The sequence below is a fragment of the Streptomyces griseoluteus genome (genome assembly GCF_004784465.1).
GTDB lineage: Bacteria > Actinomycetota > Actinomycetes > Streptomycetales > Streptomycetaceae > Streptomyces > Streptomyces griseoluteus.
In genome coordinates, this window is the sequence record NZ_SRRU01000006.1 from 406,162 (window position 1) to 421,439 (window position 15,278).

At 72.7% G+C, this 15,278-nt stretch carries 16 protein-coding genes; 9 read left to right on the forward strand and 7 right to left on the reverse strand.

The genetic code is table 11. The features are described 5' to 3' along the window. Positions 1-61: 61 nt before the first annotated feature. The gene (locus tag E5082_RS18980; protein ID WP_135792420.1) at positions 62-886 is read right to left on the reverse strand and encodes a LuxR C-terminal-related transcriptional regulator; all 825 of its coding nucleotides are present in this window, start codon (positions 884-886) and stop codon (positions 62-64) included. Positions 887-1,032: 146 nt separating this feature from the next. Between E5082_RS18980 and E5082_RS18985 the strand changes: the two genes are divergently transcribed. Together E5082_RS18985 and E5082_RS18990 are read left to right on the forward strand one after the other, a co-directional pair. After that, positions 1,033-2,706, forward strand: coding sequence for an AMP-binding protein (locus E5082_RS18985; protein WP_135792421.1), 1,674 nt, complete (start codon positions 1,033-1,035; stop codon positions 2,704-2,706). Beyond that, on the forward strand, positions 2,703-4,307 hold the full coding sequence (locus E5082_RS18990; RefSeq protein WP_135792422.1) for an AMP-binding protein: 1,605 nt from the start codon (positions 2,703-2,705) through the stop codon (positions 4,305-4,307). The genes E5082_RS18985 and E5082_RS18990 overlap by 4 nt, the downstream gene beginning before the upstream one ends. A gap of 219 nt (positions 4,308-4,526) precedes the next feature. Here the strand turns inward: E5082_RS18990 and E5082_RS18995 are convergent, their stop codons facing one another. Next, entirely contained in the window at positions 4,527-4,760 is a 234-nt protein-coding gene (locus tag E5082_RS18995) for a hypothetical protein (RefSeq protein ID WP_135792423.1), read from the reverse strand. Positions 4,761-5,072: 312 nt separating this feature from the next. Here E5082_RS18995 and E5082_RS19000 point away from each other — a divergent pair, with 312 nt between their 5' ends. From E5082_RS19000 to E5082_RS19025, 6 genes are all read left to right on the forward strand, one after another. Beyond that, the gene (locus E5082_RS19000; RefSeq protein ID WP_135792424.1) at positions 5,073-5,324 is read left to right on the forward strand and encodes a hypothetical protein; all 252 of its coding nucleotides are present in this window, start codon (positions 5,073-5,075) and stop codon (positions 5,322-5,324) included. Next, positions 5,321-5,683: a helix-turn-helix domain-containing protein gene (locus E5082_RS19005; RefSeq protein ID WP_135792425.1), complete on the forward strand. Its 363-nt coding sequence runs from the start codon at positions 5,321-5,323 to the stop codon at positions 5,681-5,683. Before E5082_RS19000 ends, E5082_RS19005 begins: the two co-directional genes overlap by 4 nt. A 112-nt stretch (positions 5,684-5,795) precedes the next feature. After that, entirely contained in the window at positions 5,796-6,299 is a 504-nt protein-coding gene (gene uraD, locus E5082_RS19010) for a 2-oxo-4-hydroxy-4-carboxy-5-ureidoimidazoline decarboxylase (protein WP_135792426.1), read from the forward strand. A 14-nt stretch (positions 6,300-6,313) separates the two neighbouring features. After that, positions 6,314-6,658 (forward strand): hydroxyisourate hydrolase, encoded by a 345-nt coding sequence (gene uraH / locus E5082_RS19015; protein WP_135792427.1) that lies wholly within the window; start codon positions 6,314-6,316, stop codon positions 6,656-6,658. Positions 6,659-6,663: 5 nt separating this feature from the next. Further along, a complete protein-coding gene (pucL, locus tag E5082_RS19020; protein ID WP_135792428.1) occupies positions 6,664-7,578 on the forward strand; it encodes a factor-independent urate hydroxylase in 915 nt (304 codons plus the stop codon). A 16-nt stretch (positions 7,579-7,594) separates the two neighbouring features. After that, positions 7,595-8,962, forward strand: coding sequence for an 8-oxoguanine deaminase (locus tag E5082_RS19025; RefSeq protein ID WP_135792429.1), 1,368 nt, complete (start codon positions 7,595-7,597; stop codon positions 8,960-8,962). A 6-nt stretch (positions 8,963-8,968) separates the two neighbouring features. On the opposite strand, the gene E5082_RS19030 is transcribed toward E5082_RS19025, so the two are convergent. Beyond that, positions 8,969-9,583, reverse strand: coding sequence for a hypothetical protein (locus E5082_RS19030; protein WP_135792430.1), 615 nt, complete (start codon positions 9,581-9,583; stop codon positions 8,969-8,971). A 70-nt stretch (positions 9,584-9,653) separates the two neighbouring features. After that, complete coding sequence (locus E5082_RS19035) at positions 9,654-10,862, reverse strand: pyridoxal phosphate-dependent aminotransferase (RefSeq protein WP_135792431.1); 1,209 nt, start codon at positions 10,860-10,862, stop codon at positions 9,654-9,656. Between the two features lie 87 nt (positions 10,863-10,949). On the opposite strand from E5082_RS19035, the gene E5082_RS19040 reads away from it, so the two are divergent. After that, positions 10,950-11,585, forward strand: coding sequence for a winged helix-turn-helix transcriptional regulator (locus E5082_RS19040; RefSeq protein WP_135792432.1), 636 nt, complete (start codon positions 10,950-10,952; stop codon positions 11,583-11,585). Between the two features lie 36 nt (positions 11,586-11,621). On the opposite strand, the gene E5082_RS19045 is transcribed toward E5082_RS19040, so the two are convergent. From E5082_RS19045 to E5082_RS19055, 3 genes are read right to left on the reverse strand one after another with little or no spacing between them, the layout of a single operon-like run. Then, on the reverse strand, positions 11,622-12,422 hold the full coding sequence (locus E5082_RS19045) for a hypothetical protein (protein ID WP_135792433.1): 801 nt from the start codon (positions 12,420-12,422) through the stop codon (positions 11,622-11,624). Continuing rightward, positions 12,422-13,687: a VWA domain-containing protein gene (locus tag E5082_RS19050; RefSeq protein ID WP_135792434.1), complete on the reverse strand. Its 1,266-nt coding sequence runs from the start codon at positions 13,685-13,687 to the stop codon at positions 12,422-12,424. The genes E5082_RS19045 and E5082_RS19050 overlap by 1 nt, the downstream gene beginning before the upstream one ends. Before the next feature lie 9 nt (positions 13,688-13,696). Further along, positions 13,697-15,214 carry an IucA/IucC family protein gene (locus E5082_RS19055; RefSeq protein ID WP_135792435.1) on the reverse strand — a complete coding sequence of 506 codons (1,518 nt, stop codon included), beginning with the start codon at positions 15,212-15,214 and terminating at the stop codon, positions 13,697-13,699. Between the last annotated feature and the right edge of the window lie 64 nt (positions 15,215-15,278).

Below are 15,278 nucleotides of genomic sequence, written 5' to 3' on the forward strand. Positions count from 1 at the left end.
CTATGTGAATGGCATGTTTCGCCGGCGGTTGCCGGGGGACCGGAGTGTCCGGTTCCGGCCCCTAGGGAAGAACCCCGGCCCGGCGAGCCGCCGTCACCGCCTCCCCCCGGGTGTGCGCGCCAAGTTTGCGCATCGCCGCGCGCAGATAGCCCTTCACCGTCTCCGGGCGCAGGCCCAGCCGGTCGGCGACGGCCGCGTTGGTGGCGCCGGTCGCCACCCAGGTCAGCACGTCCAGCTCACGCGGGGCCAGCGCCGGACTTCCTTGCGGAGCCGGTGCGGTCAGCAGGGCGCAGGCCGCCAGCAGTTCGGCGCGCAGCTCCGGGTCCGCGATGCGCGGGGCCAGCGCCCGCAGCGCCGCGTGCGCCTCCCGTACGTCCTCCTGGCGGGCCCCCGGTTCCGGTACGGCGGGCCGGAGCGCGGCCAGCAGACCCCGCGCCTCGTCCCGTACCGCGAGCGCCCGCTCGACCTGACGCGCCGCCGCCACCGCACCGCCGAGCGCCCGGTCGCCCAGGGGCTGAGCCGAGCGCAGCGCGCCGTACAGCACCCCCCGCACCCGGTGCCGTACCACCAGCGGCACCGCGAGCACCGAGCGCAGGCCCTCGGCGGCCACCGGGGCGTCGTACTCGTGGCTGATCCGCCGGGAACTGGAGTAGTCCGGCACCGCGCAGGCCCGGCCCAGCGCCACAGCCCGGCCGCCGAGTCCGGTGCCGGAGGTCACCACCAGCGAGCGCAGCGCGGCCGTGGCGGTGCCGCTCAGCTCGCTGATCCGGATCTGCGCCGCGCCGGGGCCGACCGCTCCGCCGAACGCGACCGGCAGTCCCGTCGCGCGCCGCAGCCCGGCCAGCGCACCCCGAATCTCCGCCGTCGCCACGGCATCTGCTGCCACCTTCTCGCTCCTTCGTGCCGCCACCCCCGTTCGGGGGTGGTGAGACCCGCATCACGGATTAGACGATGGGGGAGAGCCGCCCGGCAATGGTCCGGGACGCGGGAGTGCGCCGGCGGTGGACGGCCGCGGCAGCGAGGAGGACACGGATGACGACCCCGACGGAGCTGCTCCGCAGCGCCCGCGATTTCCTGCTGGAGCACCGGGAGGACTACCAGGGTGCCTGTGACGGCTTCCGCTGGCCCGAGTTCGAGCACTTCAACTGGGCGCTGGACTGGTTCGACGTGATCGCGCAGGGCAACGACCGCACCGCCCTGCACATCGTGGAGGAGGACGGGAGCGAGACCCGGCTCTCCTTCGCCGAACTGTCCGACCGCTCCGACCGGGTGGCCAACCACTTCAAGGCGCTGGGCGTCGGCGCGGGGGACCGGGTCCTCGTCATGCTCGGCAACCAGGCCGAGCTGTGGGAGACCATGCTCGCCGCGATGAAGCTGCGTGCCGTGGTCATCCCGGCCACCCCGCTGCTCGGCCCCGCCGATCTGCGGGACCGGGTCGACCGGGGCGAGGTCGCGCATGTGATCGCGCGCGCCGAGGACACCGCCAAGTTCGACGAGGTCCCCGGCACCTACACCCGGATCTCGGTCGGCGGGCTGCCCGAGGAGGCGTGGGAGCCGTACGAGGACGCCTACGCGGTGCCCGGCGGGTTCCTGCCCGACGGGCCGACCCTCGCCGGCGACCCGCTGATGCTCTACTTCACCTCCGGGACCACCGCCCGCCCCAAGCTGGTCGAGCACACCCACACCTCGTACCCGGTCGGTCATCTCGCCACCCTGTACTGGATCGGCCTCCGGCCCGGCGACGTCCACCTCAACATCTCCTCGCCCGGCTGGGCCAAGCACGCCTGGTCCAACCTGTTCGCACCCTGGAACGCCGAGGCGACCGTCTTCGTCGTCAACTACTCCCGCTTCGACGCCGCCCGGCTGATGGCCGAGATGGACCGGGCCCGGGTCACCACCTTCTGCGCACCGCCCACCGTGTGGCGGATGCTGATCCAGGCCGACCTGACCCAGCTCGCCACCCCGCCCCGCGAGGCCGTCGCCGCCGGGGAGCCGCTCAACCCCGAGGTGGTCGAACAGGTCCGGCGGGCCTGGGGCGTGACCGTACGGGACGGGTTCGGGCAGACCGAGACGGCCGTGCAGATCTCCAACAGCCCCGGCCAGGAGCTGCGTTCGGGCTCCATGGGCCGGCCCAGCCCCGGCTACCGCGTCGAACTCCTCGACCCGGTGACCGGCACGCCCGGCGCCGCGGAGGGCGAGATCGCGCTCGACCTCTCCGCGCGGCCCGTCGGCCTGATGACCGGCTACCACGGCGACCCCGAGCGCACCGCCGAGGCGATGGCCGGCGGCTACTACCGCACCGGCGACATCGGCTCCCGCGATGCCGACGGGTACGTCTACTACACGGGCCGAAGCGATGACGTCTTCAAGGCCAGTGACTACAAGATCAGTCCCTTCGAGCTGGAGAGCGCGCTGCTGGAGCACGAGGCGGTGGCCGAGGCGGCGGTGGTGCCCGCGCCCGACGACCTCCGGCTCGCGGTGCCGAAGGCGTACGTGGTGCTCGCCGAGGGCTGGGAGCCCGGACCCGGTACCGCGAAGGCGCTCTTCGAGCACTCCCGTGAGGTGCTCGCGCCGTACAAGCGGCTGCGCAGGCTGGAGTTCGGGCCGCTGCCCAAGACCGTGTCCGGCAAGATCCGCCGCATCGAGCTGCGCGAGGCCACGGCCGCGGGCTCGGCGGACGAGTACCGCGAGGAGGACTTCCGGTGACCCTCTCCTACACGCACGGCACCGGCGGCACCGCCCTGCTCGGTGACACCATCGGCGCCAACCTCGCGCGTACGGCGGCCATGTGGCCGGAGAGGGAGGCCCTGGTCGACGTGCCCGCCGGGCTCCGGTGGACCTACGCCGAGTTCGCCGCCGACGTCGAGCGGCTGGCGTGCGCGCTGCTCGCCTCCGGGGTGGCCAAGGGCGACCGGGTGGGCGTCTGGGCGGTCAACCGGGCGGAGTGGGTGCTCGTCCAGTACGCCACCGCGCAGGTCGGCGCGATCATGGTCAACGTCAACCCGGCCTACCGCACCCACGAGGTGGAGTACGTCCTCCGGCAGGCCGGCGTCTCCCTGCTGTTCGCCTCCACCGAGCACAAGGGCAGCGACTACCGGGCCATGGTGGACGAAGTGCGCCCCAAGCTGCCGGAACTGCGGCGGACGGTGTACTTCGGGGAGCCGGGCTGGGAGGAGTTCACCGCGCTCGGTGCCGACGTCTCCGCACAGCGACTGCGCGCCCGGGAAGCCGAGTTGTCCTGCGACGACCCGATCAACATCCAGTACACCTCGGGCACCACCGGCTTCCCGAAGGGCGCCACCCTCTCCCACCACAACATCCTCAACAACGGCTTCTTCGTGGGGGAGTTGGTCGCCTACACCGAGCAGGACCGGATCTGCGTACCCGTCCCGTTCTACCACTGCTTCGGCATGGTGATGGGCAACCTCGCGGCCACCTCCCACGGCGCCTGCATCGTCATCCCGGCCCCCTCCTTCGAGCCCGGCGCCTCCCTGGAGGCGGTCCAGCGGGAGCGGTGCACCTCGCTGTACGGGGTGCCCACGATGTTCATCGCGGAGCTGAACCTCCCGGAGTTCGCGGAGTACGACCTCTCCACCCTGCGCACCGGCATCATGGCGGGCTCGCCCTGCCCGGTGGAGGTGATGAAGCGGGTGGTCGCCGAGATGCACATGGCCGAGGTGTCCATCTGCTACGGCATGACCGAGACCTCCCCGGTCTCCTTGCAGACCCGCGTCGAGGACGACCTGGAGCACCGCACCGGGACGGTCGGCCGCGTCCTGCCGCACCTGGAGGTCAAGGTGGTCGATCCGGCCACCGGTGTCACCCTGCCCCGCGGCGAGGCCGGCGAGCTGTGCACCCGTGGCTACAGCGTCATGCTCGGCTACTGGGAGGAGCCCGAGAAGAGCGCCGAGGCCATCGACACCGGCCGCTGGATGCACACCGGCGACCTCGCCGTCATGCGGGAGGACGGCTATGTGGAGATCGTCGGGCGCATCAAGGACATGATCATCCGGGGTGGCGAGAACATCTACCCCCGCGAGATCGAGGAGTTCCTCTACGCCCACCCCAAGATCCGGGACGTCCAGGTGGTCGGCGTGCCGCACGAGCGGTACGGCGAGGAGGTCCTCGCCTGTGTCATCCCGCTCGACCCGGCCGACCCGCTCACGCTGGACGAACTGCGGGCCTTCTGCCGGGACCGGCTGGCCCACTACAAGATCCCGAGCCGGCTCCAGCTCCTGGACGCCTTCCCGATGACGGTGTCGGGCAAGATCCGCAAGGTGGAGCTGCGCCGCAGCCACGGCTCCTGACGTGCTTGCGGGGCGCGGTCGCCCCCGTTGCCTTCCGGCCGAGACCGCGCCCCACAAGTCCCCCGTCCGCAAGGCCCGCCACCCCCGTCCCGGCGGGACCTCGCACTCTCAATCTGCCCTCTCCCGGCGGCGGTTGAAGCCTTTCGGGCGGTCTTCAGAGGTTGATTTGAGGTTGGCCCCCCGGAGCCGGGCGCCCCACGACTCGAGTCGCCCGGTGTCTCACAGCTCGTGCTCCGACAGCCCCGGCCAGTCGTCCGGGCCGCCGCCCACCCAGTCGATCAGGTCGCTCTCCTCGACCTCGATGCGGTCGAGGTCGGCCAGGCGGAGGATCTCGATCACGTCGTCCAGATGGGAGGCGAGGCCGAGGGTGACCTCACCCTCGGTGACCCGGCGGGAGCCGTCGAGCGCCGGGGGGTGGACCACGATGTGCGGATACCGCGTCGGATCGGCCATGGGTTCAGCGTCCTGCGGATCGGGCGGCGCCGCTACTCGACGGCGGTCCCGGGAATTCGCCCGGGATTCACCGGCCGCCGCCCCTGCCCTCTTCCCCGGCACCGGCCGGGCTTCTGGGGGTCTTTCTTCCGGATCAGGCCGGCTCCAGCCGACGGCGCCCTCTCAGATGACTCGAGCGGGGGCTGGTGCGTGCAGCTGCAAGGCGGAGGAGGGAGTCGACGCGATGGGGTCCCCCCGCGAGCGCAGCCGCGTGCGGGGCCGGTGCGCAGGGGGTGTCCACTAGGGTCGTAGGACCGAGAGCTGGGGGCAGAGTTGAGACTGCGAGTGGAGTTCACCACCGAACCCTTCGACCTGGACGTCCCGCCCGCGCACGCGGTGGCGGCCCGCGAGGTCGTGGAGGGCGGCGGGCTGGACACGGTGGACGTGGGGCCGTTCGGCACCATGGCCGAGGGTGGTGCGGACGGGGTGCTCAGTGCCGTGGACGCGCTGCTGCGGCGGAGCCTGGAGGCCGGGGCGACGCGGATATCCCTGCAGGTCAACGTGGTCGGGGAGGGCGGTAGATGACCGCCGTGGAGTCCTTCGTCGCCGCCGTGCGCCCTCTCGTGGACGCCATGGGCGGTGAACTCCTTCCGCCGGGCGAGGCGGGCCCGGACGACGTGGTGCTGGCCTGGGAGGGCGCCGAGGTCGTCGCCGTACGGCTGCCGCAGCTCGCGGAGTCCCTCGACCACATCCTCACCGCGCTGGAGCGCCGGGAGGGGCGGCCGCTGGCCGAGCTGGACCGCAAGGCCAAGCAGGGAATCGTCCGGACGCTGGAGGCGCGGGGCGCCTTCGCCGTGCGGCACGGCGTGGAGACCGTGGCGGGGGCGCTGGGCGTCAGCCGCTTCACCATCTACAACTACCTCAACCGGGACAAGAGCCGCTGAGGCCGCCCGGTAACCCAGAATTTTCAACAAAGTGTTGACGTGCCGTCGCGGTGAGGCGTTAGCTGACGGCACCCCGTCCGGCACGACGGCCCTCGCGGCCACGGAGGCGCCCGTGACATCGCCCGCCACCCCTCTGGGCCTGGCCCGGTTCAACGCTCTCGGGGACGAGGCCGCGCTCGCCGCCCTGCACGAGGTGTGCGCCTCCACCGCATGGGGCCGCCTGCTCCTGGTCGCACGCCCGTACGCCACCCCGGACGACCTGTACCTCGCCGCCGACGCGGCCCTCGCCGGACTCGGCGCCGACGACCTGGCCGAGGCGATGGCGGGCCACCCCCCGATCGGCCGCCCCAAGCCCGGCGACCCCGCCTCCACGCGGGAGCAGCGCGGCATGGCCGACGCCTCCGACGCCCTGCGCGCCGAGATGCTCGAACTGAACCTCGCCTACCAGGACCGCTTCGGCCATGTCTTCCTGATCTGTGCCACCAGCCTGACCGGCGAGCAGATGCGCGACGCCCTGACGGAGCGGCTCGGCAACACGCCGGAGCGGGAACGGGAGATCGCCCGCGCCGAACTGGGCAGGATCAACCGCATCCGCCTGGCCCGACTCGTCGCCTGAAGGACGCCCGCACCATGACCAGCACCGCCTCCGTGTCCACCCACATCCTGGACACCTCGCTCGGCCGCCCCGCGCGGGGCGTCACCGTCCGCCTCTCGGCCCGCACCGCGTCCGGCGCCGACTGGCGCCCGCTCGGCGAGGGAACCACCGACGCCGACGGCCGCTGCCGGGATCTGCCGGCCCCGCCCGGGGACACGGCGCGGGTACGGCTCGACTTCGCCGTGGAGCCGTACCTGCGGGAGAGAGGGGACGCGTTCTTCCCGGAGGTGACCGTCACCTTCGCCGTACGGGCCGGGGAGCACTACCACGTCCCGCTGCTGCTCAGCCCGTTCGGCTACTCCGTATACCGAGGGAGCTAGCTTTCATGGCAGAAACGTCCCGCCCGGCCGGGCCCGCGATCCTGGCGCAGAACCAGTACGGCAAGGCCGAGAACCGGGTCGTCCGGATCACGCGCGACGGCGCCACCCACCACATCAAGGACCTCAACGTCTCCGTCACCCTCAGCGGCGACATGGACGACGTCCACTACTCCGGCTCCAACGCCCACGTCCTGCCGACCGACACCACCAAGAACACGGTGTACGCCTTCGCCAAGCGGTACGGCATCGAGTCCGCCGAGCAGTTCGGCATCCACCTCGCCCGGCACTTCGTCACCTCCCAGGAGGCGATCCGCACGGCCCGCATCCGGATCGAGGAGTACGCCTGGGACCGGATCGGCGCGGAAGACGGCGGGCACTCCTTCGTCCGCAAGGGCCAGGAGGTACGGCTCAGCCAGGTCTTCTACGACGGCACCTCCTGGCAGGTCGTCTCCGGGCTGGGGGACCTGGTGGTGCTGAACTCCACCGACTCAGAGTTCTGGGGCTACGCCAAGGACGAGTACACCACCCTCCCCGAGGCGTACGACCGGGTGCTGGCCACCGAGGTGAACGCCCGCTGGCGGTACGGCTGGACCGGCGAGGCCGACGCGCCCGACTGGGACGCCTCCTACGCCGCGACCCGGCGCCATCTGCTGGAGGCGTTCGCCGGGACCTACTCGTACTCCCTTCAGCAGACCCTGTACGAGATGGGCGCGCGGGTGATCGGAGAGCGTGCTGAGATCGACGAGATCCGGCTTTCCCTGCCGAACAAGCACCACTTCCTGGCCGACCTCACGCCCTTCGGGCTGACCAACGACAACGAGGTGTACCTCGCCGCCGACCGGCCCTACGGCCTGATCGAGGCGACCGTCCTCCGCGAGGGCCGCGAGGCGGCGATCCCGGTGGACCTCACCAACCTCTGAGAGCGAAGGACGAACCGTGGCACCAGCCGAGCGCACCGTCATCGAGAACTGCGCGATCGCCACCGTGGACGCCGACGACACCGAGTACGCCACGGGGCACCTCGTCCTCGCGGGCGACCGGATCGAGTCGGTCGGCGCCGGCCCGGCCCCCGACGGGCTCACCGGGGTCACCCGCCGGATCGACGCCGGCGGGCATCTGGCCACCCCCGGCCTGGTCAACACCCACCACCACTTCTACCAGTGGCTCACCCGTGGTCTGGCAACCGACCACAACCTCTTCGACTGGCTGACCGCCCTCTACCCGATGTGGGCGCGCATCGACGAGGACATGGTGTCCGCGGGCGCGCGGGGCTCGCTGGCGACGATGGCCCGGGGCGGGGTCACCACCGCCATGGACCACCACTACGTCTACCCGCGCGGCACCGGCGACCTGTCCGGCGCCATCGTGCGCGCCGCCCGCGACACCGGCGTCCGCTTCACCCTGGCCCGCGGCTCGATGGACCGGGGCGAGTCGGACGGCGGGCTGCCGCCGGACTTCGCGGTGGAGAGCCTGGAGGAGGCGCTGGCCGCCACCGAGGCCACCGTCGCGGAACACCACGACCCCTCCTTCGGCGCACTGACCCAGGTCGCGGTCGCGCCCTGTTCACCCTTCTCGGTGTCCACCGAACTGATGAAGCAGGGCGCGGAGCTGGCGCGGCGGCTGGGAGTGCGGCTGCACACCCACGGCTCGGAGACGGTGGAGGAGGAGAAGTTCTGCCACCAGCTGTTCGGGATGGGCCCGACCGAGTACTTCGAGTCCACCGGCTGGCTGGGGGAGGACGTGTGGATGGCGCACTGCGTCCACATGAACGACTCCGACATCGCCGCCTTCGCCCGCACCGGCACCGGCGTCGCCCACTGTCCGTCCTCCAACGCCCGGCTGGCGGCGGGGATCGCACGGGTACCGGACCTGCTGAAGGCAGGCGTCCCGGTCGGCCTGGGCGTCGACGGCACCGCCTCCAACGAGTCCGGCGAACTCCACACCGAACTGCGCAACGCCCTCCTCGTCAACCGCCTCGGCCCGCACCGCGAAGCCGCCCTCACCACCCGCCAGGCCCTCCGCCTCGGCACCTACGGCGGCGCCCGGGTCCTGGGCCGGGCAACCGAGATCGGCTCGCTGGAGCCCGGCAAACTCGCCGACCTGGTCCTCTGGCGCATGGACACCCTGGCCCACTCCTCCATCGCCGATCCGGTGGCGGCCCTGGTGCTCGGCGCCCCGGCCCCGGTCACGGCCTCCTTCGTGGGCGGCCGGCAGATCGTGGCGGACGGGGAGCTGCTGCACGTGGACGAGGACGCGATCGCCCGGACCACCCGCGAGCAGGCGCAGCGGCTCGCGCGGAGCTGACCGGGGTCACACCCGGCGCGGGGACGCCAGGAGGTGGCGGGTTCTGGTGCGGGCCTCGGTGTACTCGCCGCACTGCCAGCCCGCCGCCTCCAGCGTGGCCGCGTACGGCTGGAGAGCCGGGCCGTACACCGCGACCGCCTCCGGCTGCGGGGTCGCGCGGACACGGTAGCCGGGGGTGCCGGTGTGCTCCGGCTGGTGGCCGGCCGCTTCCAGGGCGAGGGCGGCGGCGCGGACCAGGTGGGTGCGCTCCCAGCCGCAGGGGCGGTCGGTGGCGCTGTCGTGGTTGGTCATGCGGCGCAGCTCGATCAGGCCCTGCCAGGCATCGCGCACCTCGCGTGTCCGGGAGGCGCCGGACGGTGCCTCCTCCGCGCCGCCGACCCGCGCGGCGAAGACACCGGCGGGGGCGGCGGGTGCGGGGGTGGAAGCGGGCTCCGGCCCGGCTTCGCGCAGGCGGTGGCCGGCCGGGGTCAGGAAGTGGTCGCGGGGCGGCCGGGGGTGCCGGAAGGCGAGACCGAGCCGGACCAGCGCGGCGAGCTGGGCGTCCGTGCCCCGCAGCCGCCCGGTGCCGGGATCGGCGCCCTCGATGACGCGCCGCTGGGCGGCGGTGGGCGGTCGTGCCATCGCGGTGCTCCCTCCGGTCCGCTGCTGGTCCTCGAAGCGTACGGCCGGGCACTGACAGCCCCCTGGGGAGCTACTGCCGGTACCCGCTCAGGAAGCGGCCGATCCGGCCGATGGCCGCCTCCAGGTCGTCCGCGTAGGGGAGGGTGAGGATGCGGAAATGGTCGGGGGCGGGCCAGTTGAAGCCGGTGCCCTGGACGACCTGGATCTTCTCGCGGAGCAGCAGGTCGAGGACGAACTTCTCGTCGTCGTGGATCTTGTGCACCTTCGGGTCCAGGCGCGGGAAGGCGTACAGCGCGCCCTTGGGGCGGACGCAGGAGACGCCGGGGATCTCGTTCAGCTTCTCCCAGGCCACGTTCCGCTGCTCGTACAGCCGGCCGCCGGGCGCGGTGAGTTCGTGGATGGACTGGCGGCCGCCGAGCGCGGCCTGGATGGCGTACTGGGCGGGCGCGTTGGCGCACAGCCGCATGGAGGCCAGCATGGTCAGGCCCTCCAGGTAGCTCTTGGCGTGCTGCTTGGGCCCGGTGACCACCAGCCAGCCGGAGCGGAAACCCGCCACCCGGTAGGTCTTGGAAAGACCGCAGAAGGTGAGGACGACCAGGTCGGGGGCGAGGGCGGCGGCCGAGTGGTGGACGGCGTCGTCGTAGAGGATCTGGTCGTAGATCTCGTCCGCGAACACCATCAGTCCGTGGCGGCGGGCCAGGTCGAGGATGCCCTCGACGATCTCCTTCGGGTACACCGCGCCGGTCGGGTTGTTGGGGTTGATGATGACGACGGCCTTGGTGCGGTCGGTGATCTTCGACGCCATGTCGGCCAGGTCGGGCGCCCAGTCGGACTGCTCGTCGCAGAGGTAGTGCACGGCCTTGCCGCCCGCCAGCGTGGTGACCGCCGTCCACAGCGGGAAGTCCGGTGCCGGGATGAGAACTTCGTCGCCGTCCTCCACCAGCGCCTGTACGGCCATGGAGACCAGCTCGGAGACACCGTTGCCCAGGAACACGTCGTCGACGTCCACCTCCAGGCCGAGGGTCTGGTAGCGCTGGGCCACCGCCCGGCGGGCCGAGAGGACACCGCGCGAGTCGGTGTAGCCGTGGGCGCGGGGGAGCATCCGGATCATGTCCTGGGTGATCTCCTCCGGCGCCTCGAAACCGAAGAGCGCCGGGTTGCCGGTGTTCAGGCGCAGCACGCTGTGCCCCGCCTCCTCCAGTGCGTCCGCATGCTGGATCACCGGACCGCGGATCTCGTAGCAGACCTCGCTGAGCTTGTTCGACTGCCGGAACTCCATGCGCCGCGACCCCTCCGCCAACTGGTGTTGCTTGGTTTTACCAAGTGGGAGCTTGGAAAGTCCAACAGCATGTCTAGACTGCGTCGCATGCCACCTCGCCGACGCTACGACCAGTACTGCTCCGCGGCCCGCGCCCTCGACCTCGTCGGGGACCGCTGGACCCTGCTGATCGTCCGGGAGTTGCTGGCCGGACCCCGCCGCTACACCGACCTGCACGCGGACCTCCCCGGCGTGAGCACGGACGTACTCGCCTCCCGGCTGAAGGACATGGAGCGCGACGGACTCGCCGCCCGGCGGAAGCTGCCCCCGCCCGGCGCCGCCTACGTGTACGAACTCACCCCGCGCGGGCGGGACTTGCTGCCCGTGCTGCACGCCCTGGGGGAGTGGGGGAGCCCCGAGCTGGCGGAGCTGCGGCCCACCGACGCCGTACGCGCCCACTGGTCGGCGCTGCCGCTGCTGGCGGTGCTGAGCGCGGCGGACGTCGGGGCCGGGCTGGCCGAAGTCGGCACGGAGGAAGGCGAGTTCCATCTGTACGTCGGCGCGGAGGACGGCCCGGTGTACGGGCACGGACCGGCGCCGGTGGCCGCCGATGCCCGGCTGGTGATGGACGCGGCGACCTGCGCGGAGGTGTGCCGGGGCCAGGTGGGGATCGCCGACGCGGTGCGGGCGGGGCGGGTCACGGTGACCGGTGACGGGGCCCTCGCCAAGGCGCTGCGGGAATGACGAAGGCCCGCCACCGCGGCGGGCCTTCGTCCGGGGTCAGGCGCCCGGTGGGACGTACGCCGGGCGGCCCCGGCCCCGGGTCAGCGCGTAACCGCCGATGCCCGCGAGCGCGGCCAGGGCGCCGCCGACGGCGGTCCACACCCAGCGGCTCGACCACCAGTGCGAGGACCAGCCGTCGTCCGGTTCGATCGCGGAGAGCACGGCCGACTTCGAACCGTCCTTCTCCGCCGGGGACTCGACCGCGATACCGGGGACGAGCGGCTTGCCCAGCGAGCCGTCCACGGCCGCCGCGCCGCCGATGTTCATGGAGTCCGCGCGGACTTCCGCCCGTACCGGCAGGCCGAGGTCGGCGGAGCCGAGGTTCAGCACCGTCAGCCGGACGTAGTAGGTGCCGGGCAGCGGGTCGTTGGCCCACGGCTCGGACCAGGCGCGCACCGTGCGCAGCACACAGGCCAGATCGACGGTGGCCGTGCCCTGCTCCGCGGTGCGGGTGGCCGCGCCGTACTGGCAGGACTGGTGGCGGCGCAGGCCGTCGTAGACGTCGAGCTGCCAGGTCTGCGCCGCGTGCGCGTCCGGCAGCTTCACCGTCGCCTTGACCGTCGGACGCTGCCCGGTGTCGGCCGGGAACGACCAGTACAGGTAGTCACCGGTGGACGCGGAGGCGGTGGCGGTCTGCCCCTGGTCCATCTCGGCCGCCGTACGGAACGACGTGCCCGCCTGAGTGGGGGCCTTGCCGTCCGACGAGGCACTCGGGGAGGGGGAGGAGTCGGCCGCGGCGGGGGCGGCGGCCAGGCCCAGCGTCAGCAGGGCGGCGCTCAACACACGTAGTGCACGCATCAGTTCGTCCTCCAGACCGCGACCCGCCAGCGGGACAGCCAGCCCCACAGCAGACCCGCGACGAAACCGGTCAGCACCAGCGCGGCCAGCAGCCACCAGCCGCGGCCGAGACCGAAGGCGGCCACGTCGGAGGCGGCGGAGGTGCCGTCCACCACGTCGACCGTCAGCTCCAGCGGCATGCCCGGCGTGGTCTTCACACCGGCGGCGGCAGAGAAGGAGTTGGTCACCTGGAGGCACACCGTCTCCGGGGACGCGTTGTCGTCGTCGGACTCGGGCTTCGGGTAGCGCAGGCCGGTGGAGATCGCGTCGGTACGGCCGGTGCCGGCGCTCTCGCCGCGTACGATCTCACGGCCCTGCTGGGTCACCGCCCGCAGCAGCACACCGTAGTTGGGGTTCGTCGCGCGGTCGTCGGCGACGCTCACCGAGGCGCGCAGCTCCTGGCCGGGCCGGACGTCGACCTTGTACCAGCGCTGCTTGCCGAACTCCTCGCGGTCCGTGTACAGACCGGACTTGAGCGCGGGGGCCCCGGCGCACGAGCCGGCGCCCTCGGTGGCCACCGGCGTCACCACCGGGTCGGCGGCCCGCTCGACCAACTGGCCGACCCGGTCCGTCAGTTCCTCCTTGTGCTGCACGGAGGTGTACGTGCCGCCGGTGGCGTCCGCGATGCAGCTCAACTGGTCGCGGGTCTTGGCGTCCGGCACCAGGCCCAGGGTGTCGATGGTCAGGCCGATGCCCTTGGCGGCTATCTCGCGGGCCACCTCGCAGGGGTCGAGGGGCTGGCAGGTGTCCTCGCCGTCGCTGATCAGGACGATGCGGCGGGTGCCGTCACCGTTCCCGAAGTCGTCGGCGGCCTTCAGCAGCGCCGGGCCGATGGGGGTCCAGCCGGTGGGTGCCAGGGTGGCCACGGCGGTCTTCGCCTCGGTGCGGTCCAGCGGGCCGACCGGATAGAGCCGCTCGGTGTCCTTGCAGCCCTCCCTGCGGTCGTTGCCGCGGTAGTTGGCGCCCAGCGTGCGGATGCCCAGCTCCACCTCCTCGGGCGTCGCGTCGAGCACCTCGTTGAACGCCTGCTTGGCCGCTGCCATCCGGGTACCGCCGTCGATGTCCCGCGTGCGCATGGAACCGCTGACATCCAGGACGAGTTCGACCTTCGGAGCGGGCTGCGGCTCGGTCTCGTCCGCTGCGGCCCCGCCGGGACACGCGATCCCGGCCGCCAGGGCGGCGAGCAGGGCACAGACGCCCGCCGCCAGCCGTTGTCTTCTGATCATCGGCGGATCTTATTGATCGTACGTGTCGGGCTCCAAAACGAACGGCCCGGGAAGCTCCGTCCACAGGTCGCCGGGGGTCTCCGGAGACAGCCTCATCAGGGTCAACGCCTTGACAGGCAGCGGATTTTCACACAGCGCCGCCAGGTCGGGCGTACGGGGCAGATCCGGCAGCGCGGCCCGCAGCGCGGTGCCCAGCGCCGGGCCCGAACCGGCCGTCGCCGCCAGCGCGCCGCCGACCAGCGAGCCGAACAGCTTGCGGCGCAGGGCGAGTTCGTCGTCCGTGACCAGGCGGCCCGTCAACTCGACTGCGGATATGCCGTGTCGGGCCAGCCGGGCCGGGCTCACCCGGATGTCGGCCAGGTCGCGGTAGATCAGCCGCAGAGGGGTGTCGTCCGGCGCCAGCACGACCAGGAGGTTCTGGCCATGCGCCTCCAGCGCGACCCCCAGGTCCAGCAGGCGCAGGCCGGCCGTGAGCGCGAGCCGGGTGAACGCGGCCAGCCAGCCCGGCGATCGGGGCAACGCCGTGGTGGCCAGTGCGGCCACCGGCAGCACCCGCTCGCCCGGAGCCAGGTACGCCTCCGGCGACTCGCGCAGCAGCACCGCGAGATCGGGCGAGTGGGCCGTGGCAGCGCCGATGGTGTGCGTGACCTCCAGCAGCCCGTCCATCCGCCCGACCAGCTCAGCCGCCAGCACCGACAGCGCCGCCGACGCCCGTACCGAGTACGCGGAGATGTCCCGCACCGAGGAGGTCAGCCGGGCGCTCAGCGCGGTCTTCACGTGCGGTCCGCCGGGCAGCGCCAGCGTGCGCAGCGACATCAGCGGATGCGCCGGACGCCACGGCTCGGCGGTCCGCTTGAGCACATGCGCCGCCTGCCAGGGATGCACCGGCAGCAACAGCTCGTCACCGGAACGGAGTTCGGCCGGCCACTCGCCCGACACCAGGCACTCGCCCGCCGGTACCGCCACCATGCCCAGCTCCACCACCGGCCGGTGCTCCGGCCCGTACGCCAACTGGTCGGCCACCGAGAAGCCGGGCCGGGAACGGCAGTTGGGGTGGAAGGGGTGGCCGTCCACCACCCGCTGCTCCCACTCCCAGTCCCGCTCCGGCAACCCGGCACCCGGCTCCGCGGTGTCGGCGCGGGACAGCGCCAGCGAGGCCACGCTGTTCGCCAACTCGGCGGCGAAGGCGGCCGCGTGCGGCACCGCCAGCTCCGTCATCAGCCGCGCGGGGCCCGCGTACCGCTCCCGGTCGAGACGCACCTCGCCGACGCGGTCGCCGGTCGCGTACGGGTCCGAGTACGGGCCGTGCAGCGCGCGGCCGTCCGCCAGCCGTACCGTCAGTCCGAGCGCCCCAGGCGTCCGGGACGCGACCCACGGCAGCGGTTCGTGCGCCAGCGCCCGCCACAGCCGGGTCAGCACCGCCGCGCGGGCTCCCGGCAGCGCGGCCGTGTAGCGGTCGCGCAGGGCGGGCCGTACGGCGGCCAGCTCCTCGGCGACCTCGGCCTCGGCGGTGGGGGAGTGGTACACGGTCGGCTCCTCGGAGACTGGCAGCTCAGGGCACGATTGTCGGATACCGCAGACTTACTGGGCA

Bases quoted from the DNA above. Each gene is read 5' to 3' on its own strand.
- uraH (WP_135792427.1), top strand. From the start codon at position 6,314: ATGACCAGCACCGCCTCCGTGTCCACCCACATCCTGGACACCTCGCTC.
- E5082_RS19045 (WP_135792433.1), bottom strand. From the start codon at position 12,422: ATGCGTGCACTACGTGTGTTGAGCGCCGCCCTGCTGACGCTGGGCCTG.
- E5082_RS19035 (WP_135792431.1), bottom strand. From the start codon at position 10,862: ATGGAGTTCCGGCAGTCGAACAAGCTCAGCGAGGTCTGCTACGAGATC.
- pucL (WP_135792428.1), top strand. From the start codon at position 6,664: ATGGCAGAAACGTCCCGCCCGGCCGGGCCCGCGATCCTGGCGCAGAAC.
- E5082_RS19040 (WP_135792432.1), top strand. From the start codon at position 10,950: ATGCCACCTCGCCGACGCTACGACCAGTACTGCTCCGCGGCCCGCGCC.
- E5082_RS19030 (WP_135792430.1), bottom strand. From the start codon at position 9,583: ATGGCACGACCGCCCACCGCCGCCCAGCGGCGCGTCATCGAGGGCGCC.
- E5082_RS19005 (WP_135792425.1), top strand. From the start codon at position 5,321: ATGACCGCCGTGGAGTCCTTCGTCGCCGCCGTGCGCCCTCTCGTGGAC.
- E5082_RS19050 (WP_135792434.1), bottom strand. From the start codon at position 13,687: ATGATCAGAAGACAACGGCTGGCGGCGGGCGTCTGTGCCCTGCTCGCC.
- E5082_RS18995 (WP_135792423.1), bottom strand. From the start codon at position 4,760: ATGGCCGATCCGACGCGGTATCCGCACATCGTGGTCCACCCCCCGGCG.
- E5082_RS18985 (WP_135792421.1), top strand. From the start codon at position 1,033: ATGACGACCCCGACGGAGCTGCTCCGCAGCGCCCGCGATTTCCTGCTG.